The 14,281-nt window shown below is 47.5% G+C and carries 17 protein-coding genes and 7 tRNA genes; 2 read left to right on the top strand and 22 right to left on the bottom strand.

Annotation, left to right across the window (positions count from 1 at the left end):
• Positions 1-73: 73 nt before the first annotated feature.
• The 7 genes from T456_RS0118210 to T456_RS0118240 all read right to left on the bottom strand — a co-directional run bounded on the left by T456_RS0118210 (position 74) and on the right by T456_RS0118240 (position 1,281).
• Positions 74-153 (bottom strand) — tRNA-Leu (locus tag T456_RS0118210).
• A gap of 499 nt (positions 154-652) precedes the next feature.
• A tRNA-Lys gene (locus T456_RS0118215) sits at positions 653-725 on the bottom strand.
• 40 nt (positions 726-765) lie between these two features.
• Positions 766-837: transfer RNA gene (locus T456_RS0118220), tRNA-Gln, on the bottom strand.
• 29 nt (positions 838-866) lie between these two features.
• Positions 867-940: transfer RNA gene (locus T456_RS0118225), tRNA-His, on the bottom strand.
• 27 nt (positions 941-967) lie between these two features.
• Positions 968-1,041, bottom strand: a tRNA-Arg gene (locus tag T456_RS0118230).
• A 76-nt stretch (positions 1,042-1,117) separates the two neighbouring features.
• Positions 1,118-1,188 (bottom strand) — tRNA-Gly (locus T456_RS0118235).
• An 18-nt stretch (positions 1,189-1,206) separates the two neighbouring features.
• Positions 1,207-1,281, bottom strand: a tRNA-Pro gene (locus T456_RS0118240).
• Between the two features lie 204 nt (positions 1,282-1,485).
• On the opposite strand from T456_RS0118240, the gene T456_RS0118245 reads away from it, so the two are divergent.
• The gene (locus T456_RS0118245; RefSeq protein ID WP_024864491.1) at positions 1,486-2,814 is read left to right on the top strand and encodes an IS30 family transposase; all 1,329 of its coding nucleotides are present in this window, start codon (positions 1,486-1,488) and stop codon (positions 2,812-2,814) included.
• Between the two features lie 28 nt (positions 2,815-2,842).
• Here the strand turns inward: T456_RS0118245 and T456_RS22665 are convergent, their stop codons facing one another.
• Positions 2,843-3,025, bottom strand: a complete 183-nt coding sequence (locus T456_RS22665; RefSeq protein ID WP_155837996.1) for a hypothetical protein — start codon at positions 3,023-3,025, stop codon at positions 2,843-2,845.
• 395 nt (positions 3,026-3,420) lie between these two features.
• On the opposite strand from T456_RS22665, the gene T456_RS0118250 reads away from it, so the two are divergent.
• Entirely contained in the window at positions 3,421-4,749 is a 1,329-nt protein-coding gene (locus T456_RS0118250) for an IS30 family transposase (RefSeq protein ID WP_024864491.1), read from the top strand.
• A gap of 28 nt (positions 4,750-4,777) precedes the next feature.
• Here T456_RS0118250 and T456_RS22670 read toward each other — a convergent pair whose 3' ends face one another.
• The 14 genes from T456_RS22670 to T456_RS22895 all read right to left on the bottom strand — a co-directional run.
• Entirely contained in the window at positions 4,778-4,960 is a 183-nt protein-coding gene (locus T456_RS22670) for a hypothetical protein (protein WP_155837996.1), read from the bottom strand.
• Between the two features lie 289 nt (positions 4,961-5,249).
• Entirely contained in the window at positions 5,250-5,732 is a 483-nt protein-coding gene (locus T456_RS0118255) for a metallophosphoesterase (RefSeq protein WP_024867429.1), read from the bottom strand.
• Positions 5,725-6,354 carry an RdgB/HAM1 family non-canonical purine NTP pyrophosphatase gene (rdgB, locus tag T456_RS0118260; protein WP_024867430.1) on the bottom strand — a complete coding sequence of 210 codons (630 nt, stop codon included), beginning with the start codon at positions 6,352-6,354 and terminating at the stop codon, positions 5,725-5,727. Before rdgB ends, T456_RS0118255 begins: the two co-directional genes overlap by 8 nt.
• Entirely contained in the window at positions 6,351-7,403 is a 1,053-nt protein-coding gene (locus T456_RS0118265) for an N-acetylmuramoyl-L-alanine amidase family protein (RefSeq protein WP_024867431.1), read from the bottom strand. The genes rdgB and T456_RS0118265 overlap by 4 nt, the downstream gene beginning before the upstream one ends.
• Complete coding sequence (locus T456_RS0118270; protein ID WP_024867432.1) at positions 7,400-8,554, bottom strand: THUMP domain-containing class I SAM-dependent RNA methyltransferase; 1,155 nt, start codon at positions 8,552-8,554, stop codon at positions 7,400-7,402. The genes T456_RS0118265 and T456_RS0118270 overlap by 4 nt, the downstream gene beginning before the upstream one ends.
• Positions 8,555-8,667: 113 nt before the next feature.
• Entirely contained in the window at positions 8,668-9,612 is a 945-nt protein-coding gene (locus T456_RS21700) for a hypothetical protein (protein WP_155838134.1), read from the bottom strand.
• Positions 9,527-10,546, bottom strand: a complete 1,020-nt coding sequence (locus T456_RS21705) for a hypothetical protein (protein WP_051465052.1) — start codon at positions 10,544-10,546, stop codon at positions 9,527-9,529. The genes T456_RS21700 and T456_RS21705 overlap by 86 nt, the downstream gene beginning before the upstream one ends.
• Before the next feature lie 2 nt (positions 10,547-10,548).
• Entirely contained in the window at positions 10,549-10,776 is a 228-nt protein-coding gene (locus tag T456_RS21710) for a hypothetical protein (RefSeq protein WP_024867435.1), read from the bottom strand.
• A gap of 28 nt (positions 10,777-10,804) precedes the next feature.
• Positions 10,805-11,149 (bottom strand): hypothetical protein, encoded by a 345-nt coding sequence (locus tag T456_RS21715; protein WP_024867436.1) that lies wholly within the window; start codon positions 11,147-11,149, stop codon positions 10,805-10,807.
• Between the two features lie 40 nt (positions 11,150-11,189).
• Positions 11,190-11,732, bottom strand: a complete 543-nt coding sequence (locus T456_RS21720; RefSeq protein ID WP_024867437.1) for a hypothetical protein — start codon at positions 11,730-11,732, stop codon at positions 11,190-11,192.
• 100 nt (positions 11,733-11,832) lie between these two features.
• On the bottom strand, positions 11,833-12,783 hold the full coding sequence (locus T456_RS21725; RefSeq protein ID WP_024867438.1) for a hypothetical protein: 951 nt from the start codon (positions 12,781-12,783) through the stop codon (positions 11,833-11,835).
• On the bottom strand, positions 12,755-13,096 hold the full coding sequence (locus T456_RS0118305; RefSeq protein WP_155838135.1) for a hypothetical protein: 342 nt from the start codon (positions 13,094-13,096) through the stop codon (positions 12,755-12,757). Before T456_RS0118305 ends, T456_RS21725 begins: the two co-directional genes overlap by 29 nt.
• The gene (locus T456_RS0118310) at positions 13,020-13,394 is read right to left on the bottom strand and encodes a pectinesterase family protein (protein ID WP_024867440.1); all 375 of its coding nucleotides are present in this window, start codon (positions 13,392-13,394) and stop codon (positions 13,020-13,022) included. The genes T456_RS0118305 and T456_RS0118310 overlap by 77 nt, the downstream gene beginning before the upstream one ends.
• A 182-nt stretch (positions 13,395-13,576) precedes the next feature.
• Positions 13,577-14,281 (bottom strand): hypothetical protein (locus tag T456_RS22895; RefSeq protein ID WP_024867441.1); only part of this gene is annotated, 705 nt, incomplete at its 5' end.

Genomic DNA, 14,281 nt, shown 5'->3' on the forward strand with positions numbered 1-14,281 from the left:
TTGCTTTTCTCCTACTACTATATTAGCACATGAAAAGGGTCTGTCACATTCTATGACAGACCCCAATAAATAGTGCGGATAACAGGACTTGAACCTGCACGGTCGCCCACTGGAACCTAAATCCAGCGCGTCTGCCAATTCCGCCATATCCGCCTATACGCCACCTCTTCAGAGCACATTATCCGAAGAGATAACAAATTAGATTATACTCACTTTAGTGCAAGGTCGCAAGAGTTTTCAATCCTTCGCAGATCGCGTATTTGGATATGCGCTGCGGGCTTACAAGATCGCGTATTTGGATATGTGCTGCGGACTTACAAGATTTCGATGATTTCAGCAAGGCGTTTCCGACGCATTTGTATGAAATGGAGCTTTGCGTCGGTAGTATTTGCGAAATAATGTACAGAATTCGTAGAATGCAAACGCTATTCTGATAACCAGGTGCTCAAACAGGCCATTTATCGATATAACGTCAATTTTTGCAGCTATTTTACCGACTCAATTAGCTTTTAGAATGCTTTGCGTCGGAGCAGGCCCAATTCACATGCCCCTCGGCCCACAGCGCCCAATTCACATATCATAGAAACACTTTTGTAAATAGGGCATAAAAAAATCCTTATAACCGAAATGGTTATAAGGATTTCATTTCTAATGAGACACGGGGGATTCGAACCCCCGACAACTTGATTAAAAGTCAAGTGCTCTACCACCTGAGCTAGTATCCCATATGCAAAACACAAATGCGGTTCATAGTGCTCCCGCGAACTGGGCCAGCCGGATTCGAACCGTCGTATGCAGCAGTCAAAGTGCTGTGCCTTACCGCTTGGCGATGGCCCATTATTACAGCAACAATTCTGCTCATTGCGGGTGGCTAGAGGGACTCGAACCCTCGGTCTCCAGAACCACAATCTGGCGCGTTAACCAACTACGCTATAGCCACCATTAAAACAAAAAAGGTAAAAAAGAATGTGCCCGAAGGGATTCGAACCCCCGACCCACGGCTTAGAAGGCCGTTGCTCTATCCAGCTGAGCTACGGACACATTTACATTGAGCTCTGATCCTCTTCGGGATGCTCCACCAGGCTTGAAAGAACTTCGCCAGGTGATTCGCTCAAAGAGCGGGTGATGGGAATCGAACCCACGTGTCCAGCTTGGAAGGCTGGTGTTCTACCATTGAACTACACCCGCATGTATTTAATTAAAGCGTCGGGGTGACAGGATTCGAACCTGCGACCCCCTGCTCCCAAAGCAGGTGCTCTAGCCAAGCTGAGCCACACCCCGTTTCGCAAGTCACACTACGGCCAAAGCCGTAACGCAAAAAGTATTATATAATAATGGAACCGTACTTGTCAACACATTTTACTAATTATTTATTTCTACATTGAATAAAAAAGTAAATTCCACATTATACGGAATTAAGTCTTACACTCTGGTTCATATATAGGTATTCTAATACAGGTCTCTTTCGCAGTAGAAAGAGGAATCATGTCTAAGAAAATAGAAACCAATCAGAAGCATATGAATCAGGATAACCGTGTTGTTATTGAGAAGAGGTTGGATGCATCAGTATCTTTCAGAGCCATCGGTATAGAACTGGGAAAAGATCCAACAACTATAGCTAAGGAAGTCAAAAAACACCGTGTGTTCCAGATGCATAATACATTCAATGAGAAGCTATTTAAATGTGCCAATGCAAAAGACTGTCATAGAAAACATGTATGCACAACAGTGCCTTTCTGCAACCGTGAATGTAAACGCTGCAATAAATGTCACAGCTATTGTAAGGACTATGTTCCCTATGATTATCACTGCCCTTTGACAGATAAAGCCCCCTTTGTATGCAATGGCTGCGATAAGAAGAGAGGCTGCCGGTTAGACAAGTACTTCTATCGCGCTGTTAGAGCTCAGAGTGAATACAAGGCAATCCTTGTTGAAGCAAGGCGTGGCATAAACATAACCGAGGAGGATCTCGCAACACTTGATGCAACTGTAAGCCCTCTGATCCTTAACGGGCAGTCACCTTACATGATACTTCAGAATCACCCGGAGATATCCCAGTGTGAGAAAACCATCTACAACTACATTGATCAGGGAGCTTTATCTGTCAGTAACCTTGACCTCCCGAAGCTGGTCAAGTACAAACCTCGTAAAGCTCATGCCTCAGAAATCGATGATACCGGCATATTTGAAGGAAGATCCTACAAGGATTATGAGGCATTTATCAAGGAATTCCCTGACACAAAGATAACCGAGATGGATACAGTCATAGGTCCGGAAGGAAGTCATAAGGTGCTCCTGACACTTCACTTCTGCAATGCTGACTTTATGATGGCATATCTGCTTAATTCAAAAGAAGCCATCGGCGTTGAGAATACATTTGATGATATCAATAGAGCTATAGGCACTGAGCTGTTCTGCAAAACCATGCCTCTGATCGTCACAGACCGCGGAAGAGAATTCAAGCATCCTGAAGCTCTTGAGTGTGGAATAGATAACGTATTGAGAACAAGCATCTATTACTGTGATCCTATGGCTTCATGGCAGAAGCCTCACTGTGAAAAGAATCATGAATACATCCGCAAGATATGCCCTCAGACAACAACTACCTTCGACAGACTTACCCAGGATGATGTCAATCTCATGATGAGTCACATAAACAGTGCAAACCGTGAAAGCCTTGGAGGGCTCACACCATTTAAACTAGCCAAGATGATGCTTCCTAAAAAGCTCTTAAAACACTTTGGCTTGTGGGAAATACCCTCTGACGAAGTAATCCTCACTCCCGCGCTTTTAAAAGGAAAAATCGAGGTTTAAAGCTCAGAAGCTGTTCCTAGATTCTGAGTCAGAGGCAGTTAAAGCAGCCACCTCGCTCCTGCGAGGCTGTGCCCTTGATAGGTGCCTGAAGAAACGCTACAATGCTCATTCCGACGATGAAGCTATTGAAGCTGTTCCTGAGTTCCTCATCGTCGGCAACGGCTGCGAAGCGTTTCTTCAGGTGCCTGTCAAGGGTGGCGGACGGTGCCAATACATAAATACAAAAGCCACTAAGCATTACAAAATTTGAAAGAAATCTGCGGACGAGACCACCATATGTTCACCACGAGATAAGTGGAATTTAGTCTTGCAGAACCCAATTCCAGTTGTCAGCGACCGCATACTCTTTTTTATTTTAGCAAATGCATAAGTGGCTAAATTCCACAATAAAGGGTCTGACAAAATATGTCAAACCCTCTAAAAAGCTGAATTTAGTCTTCAGTATGGAATTTACTTTTACATGTGGAATTTAACTATTCATTCAATCTTATTTATTTCTACATTGAATAAAAAAGTAAATTCCACATTATACGGAATTAAGTCTTACACTCTGGTTCATATATAGGTATTCTAATACAGGTCTCTTTCGCAGTAGAAAGAGGAATCATGTCTAAGAAAATAGAAACCAATCAGAAGCATATGAATCAGGATAACCGTGTTGTTATTGAGAAGAGGTTGGATGCATCAGTATCTTTCAGAGCCATCGGTATAGAACTGGGAAAAGATCCAACAACTATAGCTAAGGAAGTCAAAAAACACCGTGTGTTCCAGATGCATAATACATTCAATGAGAAGCTATTTAAATGTGCCAATGCAAAAGACTGTCATAGAAAACATGTATGCACAACAGTGCCTTTCTGCAACCGTGAATGTAAACGCTGCAATAAATGTCACAGCTATTGTAAGGACTATGTTCCCTATGATTATCACTGCCCTTTGACAGATAAAGCCCCCTTTGTATGCAATGGCTGCGATAAGAAGAGAGGCTGCCGGTTAGACAAGTACTTCTATCGCGCTGTTAGAGCTCAGAGTGAATACAAGGCAATCCTTGTTGAAGCAAGGCGTGGCATAAACATAACCGAGGAGGATCTCGCAACACTTGATGCAACTGTAAGCCCTCTGATCCTTAACGGGCAGTCACCTTACATGATACTTCAGAATCACCCGGAGATATCCCAGTGTGAGAAAACCATCTACAACTACATTGATCAGGGAGCTTTATCTGTCAGTAACCTTGACCTCCCGAAGCTGGTCAAGTACAAACCTCGTAAAGCTCATGCCTCAGAAATCGATGATACCGGCATATTTGAAGGAAGATCCTACAAGGATTATGAGGCATTTATCAAGGAATTCCCTGACACAAAGATAACCGAGATGGATACAGTCATAGGTCCGGAAGGAAGTCATAAGGTGCTCCTGACACTTCACTTCTGCAATGCTGACTTTATGATGGCATATCTGCTTAATTCAAAAGAAGCCATCGGCGTTGAGAATACATTTGATGATATCAATAGAGCTATAGGCACTGAGCTGTTCTGCAAAACCATGCCTCTGATCGTCACAGACCGCGGAAGAGAATTCAAGCATCCTGAAGCTCTTGAGTGTGGAATAGATAACGTATTGAGAACAAGCATCTATTACTGTGATCCTATGGCTTCATGGCAGAAGCCTCACTGTGAAAAGAATCATGAATACATCCGCAAGATATGCCCTCAGACAACAACTACCTTCGACAGACTTACCCAGGATGATGTCAATCTCATGATGAGTCACATAAACAGTGCAAACCGTGAAAGCCTTGGAGGGCTCACACCATTTAAACTAGCCAAGATGATGCTTCCTAAAAAGCTCTTAAAACACTTTGGCTTGTGGGAAATACCCTCTGACGAAGTAATCCTCACTCCCGCGCTTTTAAAAGGAAAAATCGAGGTTTAAAGCTCAGAAGCTGTTCCTAGATTCTGAGTCAGAGGCAGTTAAAGCAGCCACCTCGCTCCTGCGAGGCTGTGCCCTTGATAGGTGCCTGAAGAAACGCTACAATGCTCATTCCGACGATGAAGCTATTGAAGCTGTTCCTGAGTTCCTCATCGTCGGCAACGGCTGCGAAGCGTTTCTTCAGGTGCCTGTCAAGGGTGGCGGACGGTGCCAATACATAAATACAAAAGCCACTAAGCATTACAAAATTTGAAAGAAATCTGCGGACGAGACCACCATATGTTCACCACGAGATAAGTGGAATTTAGTCTTGCAGAACCCAATTCCAGTTGTCAGCGACCGCATACTCTTTTTTATTTTAGCAAATGCATAAGTGGCTAAATTCCACAATAAAGGGTCTGACAAAATATGTCAAACCCTCTAAAAAGCTGAATTTAGTCTTCAGTATGGAATTTACTTTTACATGTGGAATTTAACTATTCATTCAATCTTATTTATTTCTATTACAAATACTTGAATTCGTAGCTTATTTTCCCGTCATCTCCGATCTCCAGGATCATGTAGCTGGGCCTTCTTCCCTCCTGTCTGGGGTAGGAAAGGCTTCCGGGATTAAAGAGCCAGATGCCGTCAATACACTTGGCAACAGGCTTGTGGGTGTGACCAAAGAAGGCGATGTCAGCGCCTCGGTAGGCCGCTTCCGCCCTCAGATTCTCAAGATCCATGGACACCATATAGTGATGGCCGTGGGTGATAAGAACCTTGTGGCCCGCAAGTTCTGCCTCTATCTCCCTGTTAAGGTCGGAGAAGAAGTCATTGTTACCGGCAACAAAATACACGGGGCAGCCGGCTGCCAGGGCAAAACGCCCTTCAGATCCTTCAAAATCCCCGCAGTGGATCACCCCGTCCAGGGGCCCCACAAGGTCCAAAACCGTATAAAAATTGTCGTCATGTCCGTGTGTATCACTGACAACCAGGTACTTATGCATTGTCGGAAAGCTCCTCTTTCAAAAGCTCGGCCATTGCCCTTAAAGCCTTTCCTCTGTGGCTTATGGCATTCTTCTCCTCGGGAGAAAGCTCTGCGCTGGTCTTGCCATACTCCGGCAAAAAGAAAATGGGATCATAGCCAAAGCCGTTCTCTCCGGCGATCTCGTATCCGATCCTGCCCTCCATTTTGCCTATGGTATCGATCTTCCCTGCGCCGGGAAGGGTGGCTGCAATGGCGCAGACGAATCTTGCGCTTCGCTCCTCATCCTTGGCATCCGCCAATCTCTCGATTATTATGCGGTTCTTTTCGGTATATGGTGTGTCTTTTCCCAGGTATCTTGCGGAATAGATGCCCGGTTCGCCGTTAAGGAAATCAATCTCGAGTCCCGAGTCGTCCGCCAAAACCACTGTGTGGTCTGCTGCCTCAGGATCTTTTTCCTTCAAAAGCTCATATATGGCATCGGCCTTGATCCTGGCATTTTCGGCAAAAGAGCTGCCGTCTTCCACCACGTCCTCGAAAACGCCCGCTTCCTTCATGGAAAGGATCTCGGCGTTAAGGCCGCCTAAAATCTCGCGAATTTCCCTCATTTTGTCCTTGTTGCCTGTGGCAAATACTATTCTCATTCCATCTCCTCAAAGGCCTGTAAAAGAGCCTGATAAAGCCCTTCAGCCATCTTCTTTTTGTAGTCGTCTTCCGAAAGGCGCCGCTTGTCTCCCGAGCCCTGCAGATTTCCCATGTCCAGACGGACCGCCGGGATCCTGCAGTCCATTATCATTTCAGCTTCAGGACCTGCAGGTTTTACTCCGCCTGCATCAGCACCTGAGGCCGCCAGACAGCTCTTTTCCACCAGGTTTGCGAAGGCCGCATTGTTGAAGCCCCTGATAAAAAATCTATCGTTGTAGTAGGAAGTTATTCCGTCCGTCCGGTCAGGAGCCATGTTGCAGGTCAGCTCCACGTAAAGGTCCGCTCCGCTGTCCTTCAAAAGCTTCTGCCTCTGCTCAGGGGAAACATCCGTATCTCCGAGCCTTGTGTAGTAAATCCTGATTCCGGATTCAGGCTTTTTGGCGGTCTCCTCACGAAGGGCCAGAGCCACGTCAAGGTTAATATCCTTCTCCGAAAGTTCCTCGGAAAAATACCCGGTATCGCTGCCTCCGCAGGCAGGGTCAACCACCGCTATATGATCGTACTTGTCCTTGGGCCTGCTAAAGCGCACCTCGATGGTACTGGAATCCGTCAGGGAGCTCTCGTTGACGTAGAGCCCGTCCAGGGTAAAGTCAAGGCACACGCTTCCCGTGTCGTTCTCCTTGATACAGACGGCCTTCTCCAGAATATCCAGATCCGTCCGCACGGGATTATCCAGGTAAAATCCCTCTTCCCGGCTGTCTATGTAGATGAGGAGCTCATTATCAATGTAGCGGTCCTCAAGGACTATATCATCGGAACTGACGCTCTTGGATAAGGGAATTATCAGCGTATTCTCTTTGCCCGCAGGAACGTTCCTGTCGATCAGCAGCGAATATGAGTCATCGGCGTTTCCTCTGTCAATGTGAGCCTCTGCAGCATCCGTGATCATGATGTGCTTGGTGGCCGAGCGGTGAACCATAAGGCCTATGGCCAGCACCGCGAAGACAGAGGCTTTTATCGCCATCTTTTTCATGTCTTCATTGGTCATTGCTGTTTGTCTCTCTTAGGCGGCTTCGGGCCCATAAACTGGTAAAAATAGGTCTTCAGCATACCGTTGTATATCTTGCGGTTCTTGTCGGCTTTGCGGCCGATGAACTTCTCCGCCTGCTCAAAGCCGGTGATAAGGTACATTGACCAGGAATCCAGGGCTTTGTACCTCTCGCCGATAGTCTTGTAGAGGGCATTCAGCTCATTCTTTTCCCCGATTCTCTCACCGTAGGGCGGGTTGGTTATGATAAAGCCGTATTTCTTCCTGTGGCTTAAATCCGCTATGTCTCTGGTCTGGAAATGGATCATGTGCTCCACTCCGGCCTTTCTTGCATTGATGCGGGCAATCTCCACCATCTCGGGGTCAAGGTCGTACCCCTGGATGTCCACCTCAACATCAGTCAGGATCTCGTCCCTGGCCTCTTCCCTGACATCTTCCCAGTTCTGAGGGTCGATGAGGTGCGTCCAGGCCTCAGCAGTGAAATGCCTGTTCATGCCCGGCGCAATGTGGGCTGCCATCATGGCTGCCTCGATGGGAATGGTACCGCTGCCGCAGAAGGGATCGACCAGGATCCTGTCTGCGCGCCAGGGAGTGAGCATGATAAGTGCCGCCGCGAGATTCTCGGCGATGGGAGCCTTGGATTCCAGCTTCCTGTAGCCTCTCTTGTGCAGGGAATCTCCGGTGGTATCAAGGGCCACCGTGACCTCGTCCTTCAAAAGGAACACGCGCACAGGGTAGTCGTCGCCGTCCTCAGGGAAGCGGTCAACGTCGTAGCTCTCCTTCATCCTCTCCACCATGGCCTTCTTCATAATGGACTGAATATCTGACGGGGAAAAGAGCTTGCTCTTTACGCTGGAGGCCTTCTTAACCCAGAAACGCCCGTTACGGGGGATATATTCCTCCCACTCAAGGCCTTTGGTTCCCTGGAAAAGATCCTCAAAGCTCTCCGCGTGGAAGCTTCCAACCTTGATCAGTACTCTCTCTGCAGTTCTAAGGCCGATGTTGGCACGACAAACAGCGTCAGGATCGCCGGCAAAGGTCACACGGCCATCTGACACTTCAGTGATATCGTACCCCAGATCGATTATTTCTTTTTTTAATACTGCCTCCAGACCGAAATGGCAGGGGGCTATAAGTTCAAATCTTTTCATACCGTGTAATTATAACATTTAACGCAAAGAGCCGCCACAAGAATGCAAATGCTCTTGCAGCGGCTCTCCGCAAAAATGTTTTATGAAAGGGCTGATTTATGAAAATGAATAAATCACTTGGTTATGTGCAGGACTGCCAAAAGTTTTGCCAAAAGTCCTGTCTTGATGGCTATTGCCACAGCTGCGATGATCACTACTGCTGCGCCTGCCGCAATAGGAAGTACCGGTGAAGGAGCTGCTGTGCCGGGAGTGTCTGTTGTAGGCGTCTGCTCGTCGGCAATTGTGGTTGCATCGCCGTTTGCGGAGGCTGCTGTATTGTTGCCGGCTGCTGTATTGTTGCCGGCTGCTGTTTCTGTGCCTGCTGCGGTGCTGTTGTTGTCGGTATTTGCTGCTTCTGTGGTGCCTGCGCTGTTAGCATCGCCGTTTGCTGTGTTTGTATTATCGGAAGCTGCGGTGTTATCTGTTGCAGCGCCTGCGTTGCCGGTAGTTGTTCCGGCATTTGCGCCTGTTGAAGTGCCTGTTCCTGTGGTTGTTCCGGCATTTGCGCCTGTTGAGGTGCCTGTGCCGGTGGTTGTGCCGGCGCTCGTGTTGCCTGTAGATGTGCTTGTGCTGCCGGATGTGCTGCCACTGCCTGAGCTTGTGCTTCCACTGCCGGTTGAGCTGCTGCCTGAACTGCTGCTTCCGCTGTCGGATGAGCTGCCGGAGCCGCTACCATTGCCGGAGCCGCTGCTGCTTGAGCCCGAGCCGCTTCCGCTGCCGGAGCCTGAGCCCGATCCACTGTTTCCGCTGCCATTTCCGGACTCCTCTTCCTCTTTATCCTTCGCGGAATCCTCTGCAGAACCGGAGATATCGCTCTGGTCCTTGATTGCCTCATAGTTGCCGCCAAGATCCGCAACAATGCCTGACGGTGTAAGGCCTGCGTCAACAAGCGCCTTTGCGCCGGCATCGGTGAGCTTAAGGAAATCTCCAAGGTCAATGGAGCCGTCGGCTGTTCTTAAGGAAGCTGCAACTGCGTAAGGATCTGATGCGTTTTGCGTAAGGAGCATCCAGTGATACAAACCAATCGTCTGTAACCTTGAGGCCTTCACTGTTTGCGCTTTCGCCATCCATCCAGTAGAAGTTATCCTTGCCGTAGATCTTGCTTGTGTCCTGTGTTCCCTTGGGCTTTATGTTCTCATTGGTGCTCTTGCCTGTTGTTCTGTAGGAGAGAACGCCCTCAACATAATAATCTGTGTTAGCTGTATCATTTGTATAAAGAGCTACGTTGTTGCTTCCGTTGTTGAAGGACATGCTGTTGTAAACCTGGATGTCAGGGCCTGAGTTGGAATCAATACCCTTTGCCTTGTTGCCCCATGCCACGGAGTTGATGAGTCTGTGAGCTCCCTGAATGCTGGAGCCGCCCATCTTGAATCCGTTACCGTTTCCTTCATTGGTGCCGTCAACTCCATAGCCGTTTGCAAATGCTACAGAATTTCTGATGGTCACCTTACCGATAGGACCTGACTCTACCTTTGCAAAGAGATCCCATCCGTCATCTGCGTTGTTGTAGGAGATACATCCGTCAAATACGATGCCCTCGCCGCAGGTGAGCTTTGCCGCAAAGCCGTCAGCATCCTCATAGCCAAGATCGGCGTTGCTGTAGGATGTGCAGTTGAGTATAAGGTCATAGCTTGGCCACTCATCAAATCCGTCTGTAGTAAGGTATCTGCTTACCTGAATACCTGTGTTTCCGTTCTCATAAGTCCTGATATCCTCAAGAGTCATGTGACTTCCGGATACCTGGATACCCTTCTGGGCATTGGCTGACTTTGTGCAGTCGATTCCGCTGATATACCAGTAATCACCGGCAAAAATGAATCCTGCGCACTTTCCGCCAAAATCAAATATTGCTCTTCCATTAGGAGCCGCCATCTTAATAGGCTTTGAAGGTGTTCCGTCTATTCCCCTTTCAACTTTGGACTGTACTGCTAAGGTTGTAAGTTCCGGGTGCAAGCTCAATGGTCCTGTCCGGGCTGAACATACTTAACTGCTGTGTAAATGTCCACAGGGTTGTTTTCGGTTCCGTCTCCTGTTGACTTACCGTTCTGAGTTACATAGATCTTTTCCCCGTTATTGATGGTTGCGTACTTAACTGTATGAGTAAACTCTGATGTCTCATAGGAGCTAAGGAACTGGTACTCATCATCCTCGGGATGGAAATCCGCATCAGGAGTAAATGTCACTGCAAATTTATTATCTCCCTTTGCAAGTTTAGTAATAACACTTGTTTACTTCACCGGCTTTTACAGCCTCTCCATCAACGAGAATCTTTCCGGCTGAGTCTTTGACAGTGAGCACACCGTCAGCATTTCCTGAATACTGAAGTTCATACTTCTCTGTATTTGAATAGGTAGCTGAGATGATGCTGTAAGCAGGTGCTACATATGTAACAGGTCTGTCCTCAGCGGACTCATCCTCTGAAGGATCGATGGTTGTAAGCTCTACGTCTTTAAATGTCGCCTTCACGTTTCTGGACGCAAAGAATCCGATGTAAACATTTCCGGAATCCAGTTTGGAAAGTGCCTCTGTGTCATAGAACTTCTTCTGAGAGATCACGTTGTCATTTCCGTCAAGATATGAAACAAAATATCCCGTGTTATTCTTCTGTATCCTTAACCTTATCTCGGTAAGAGGCTGGTCGCAGGTTTCCTAAATCTTTTTCTGTGGTCTCATTGGCGATAATATTTCCGCCGTAACCCAGAGGCCCGAAGCTCTTCTCCAGTGTGTACATATTGGTGGAGAACTGATTGTTTACCACATCAGTGTTATTAGCTTCAAAAGCTGAAAGATTATCAGATGTAACGCCTTTCTTCTCCTGTGCCCCAAGGCCGAGCTTCATTGTAATCTTTGTATATCCGGGAGTATTTACAGTATAGGTCTCTCCGGTCTCGGGATCATAGCCGTACTCAACCTTGGTTGCGGAGGCCATGTAACTGTTGTTCCAGAATACTGAAGCATCTCCGTTAACACCGACTCTGTCAGCCGCCATAAGGCCGAAGCCCTCCTGGCCGTTTGAAAGAATCCACTCATCAATAACAGCTGTTGCTGTAAAAGTAAAGTTCTGATCTGCAGGGACTGCAGTGTAGTAGAAGGAAAGACCGTCTGTGGAGCCAGGAACGATCTTGCCCTTACCATTCACTGCCCATACGCTTACGGTATCATCCTGATTTACGCTGTAGCCGCATTCACTTGCCTTTGATGAAATTCCCTGTCCAAATGCCGAGAATACCCACTCGGTCTCAGCGTCCCTTTGTAACCGTGATGTTTACTGAGCTTTCTTCGGAAACATCTGTTATTGTTTCATTTTCTTCAACTCTGTCGCGATTTGCTATAACAGCAAGCTTGTACTCATTTCCAACTGTAAGACTTGTAAAGATATAGGAATACTCTGTCTTGTTGTTGGTCACAACCTCAGAAGGTGTGTAGGCAGCCTTGGTTGTAAGTCCTGCCGCACTTGAAAGATCTGTTGTAACGATACTGTAGGATGTTGCCTCAGGTACGGAGTAAAACTTAAGAACAACCTTTCCTGCGCCTTTATTTGTTGCAACTTTGATTCCGGGTGCCGCAAGAGGAAGAACAAACTTAAGGTTCTCTGACTTGTCGCTGTTCTTGTCCTCCTCATCTATTCTGTGAGCTGCCACACAAAGTAGTACTCGCCGGATGCGGAAGGAGTAAATGTTGCTGTACCATTGTCTACCTTGGGAGGCGTTCATGACCTTCTCATCTGTCTTGGCATCATACATAACTGCTGTTACGGAATCAGCTCCGTCATAACCGGTCTCTACGGTGAATTTAACGTTTATGGTCTTACCGTCCTCAGAAAGTGAGATCTTGTCGATAACGGGAGCCGCAACTTCACCCCAGGCCTTGCGTTCCTGCACAACTGCCTCTCCGCCTTTCTGAACAACAGTGATCTTATAGACTCTTGCGCCTCTGTTAAGCGTCGTATCCTCAGGTGATACAAATCTGTAGGTACCCTCTCCGAGGCCGTAATATGTAAGTGTAGCCTTGGATGTACCCGTAACGAACTCTATATTCTCATTATTTGAAACAGTAGTCTTGGCATCGCCGCTAACTCTAACCAGCGCAACCTTTGATGTGTTGGAGCCTCCTGTGGAGCTTGTCTCAATGGTCACATTGGCATTGCCTGTAACAATGAACTCAAAGTAGCTGCCTCTCAGACTTTCCAATCTCCGTTGAGGTTACCTTTTGGGTGCTGGAGTTAATGCGCTTTGTAACACCGCCATAAGCTGTGATATAACCGTTGGCAAAAGTTGTTCCTACTTCAATAACTTCTTTGTCCTTTGCAGCAGTAAGGGTTGTAGCGTCAAATACATAGGTAGTTTCGGCAGCGCCGCCTTCGGGTTCCTCAGGGTCAACATTAACCTTTTCTGTAGGGATAACAATCTTCATGTCATCGCCGTTGTCAGCAAAAGGATCCCATGTTCCAAGGAAAGTCTCTACCGAGATGCTCTTTCCGTCGGTGGTCTCTTCCTTGTCCACTTACCGGGGCCCAGCTGACTCTTTTGCCCGTATTATCAACGCCCTCTGCCATCTCATAGGTGCCGTACTCGACGTTCCTTTCGGTTGTGCCGCTGAGTGTTGAAAGCCAGCCATCGGGCATAATAAGGGATGCCGATGATGCCTTGTGCTGATAGCAGGTTGCATCCACTACAGTGTTGTAGAACACTACTTCGGAGGTGTTTGCCGCCCATGGTCTTCCCAGATATCCGGCCTTTGAACCGTAGGAAGAAGCTGTGTTTTCTCCGGGAACAGTGGATGTTACCTTACAGTTGTACATAAGGTAGCCTCTTGTGCAGCGTCTTTCTGCTGAGCGGCTGTGATGTAGCCGACGTCATTGCTGTCCTCGGAAGTATTGAATATAAGGTTACACTTAGCAAAAACAGCTTGTCATTCCGCCGAAGATATAGTCTGTTCCGCCATAGATATCGCAGTTGTAATATGCTTCCTTTGAACCGGGAATCACCGTAAAGTGTGGTCCTGACGTCCAATGAATGCGCAGTGGTTGAAATATGTCTTGTCTGCAGCTGTGCGGATTGCCATAGCTGCGGCTCTTTCAACGTATTTTTTGTCCTGAACGGTCACATCTCCGGCAGACAGGCCCGCGCGGGGAGCCGATCCCTCTTTTGCGGAGCTCTGCTTAACAATGGTGTCGGCAGCCGCAAGATCTGACTGATACTGGTTAAAAGAGTTCTCAAAAATAATATCGTAAGCTTCAAAGCCGGCTGCATTCACAACAACCGTTGCGTTCCAGTAGCTGCCTGAGGTTGTGCCGCTGCCGGGATTTGTAAATGAAGGATATCCGTTGTAGTTGTTTACCTCCAGAAGCTTGGCATCATATTTGCAGTCATCGCCCATGCTGTAGTAAGTGTAGCCATGGCCGTAGTAGCCTGTGATCCTTACGGAATCCTGTGCAAGGGAAATGCCCTTGTTTACAGGAGTGATGCTTGCGCCCTTTACGGCGTTCTCAAAGGTAACGTTGGGTGTGTCGATAACCAGCATTTCCTGGTAGTCGCCGGGCTGGATCTTTACTGTAACTCTCTGCTGTGAAGCATCCCTGTCCATGTTGCGGATCGCTTCCAGAGCCTCATTTATTGTGCTGTATTCCTTGCCCTGACCAACGGTAACGGTCTCGGAATAAGGAATCTTCTCAGGTGCTTTGGTAGA

This window comes from Butyrivibrio sp. FCS014 (assembly GCF_000526935.1).
In the GTDB taxonomy this organism is placed as follows: Bacteria; Bacillota; Clostridia; order Lachnospirales; family Lachnospiraceae; genus Butyrivibrio.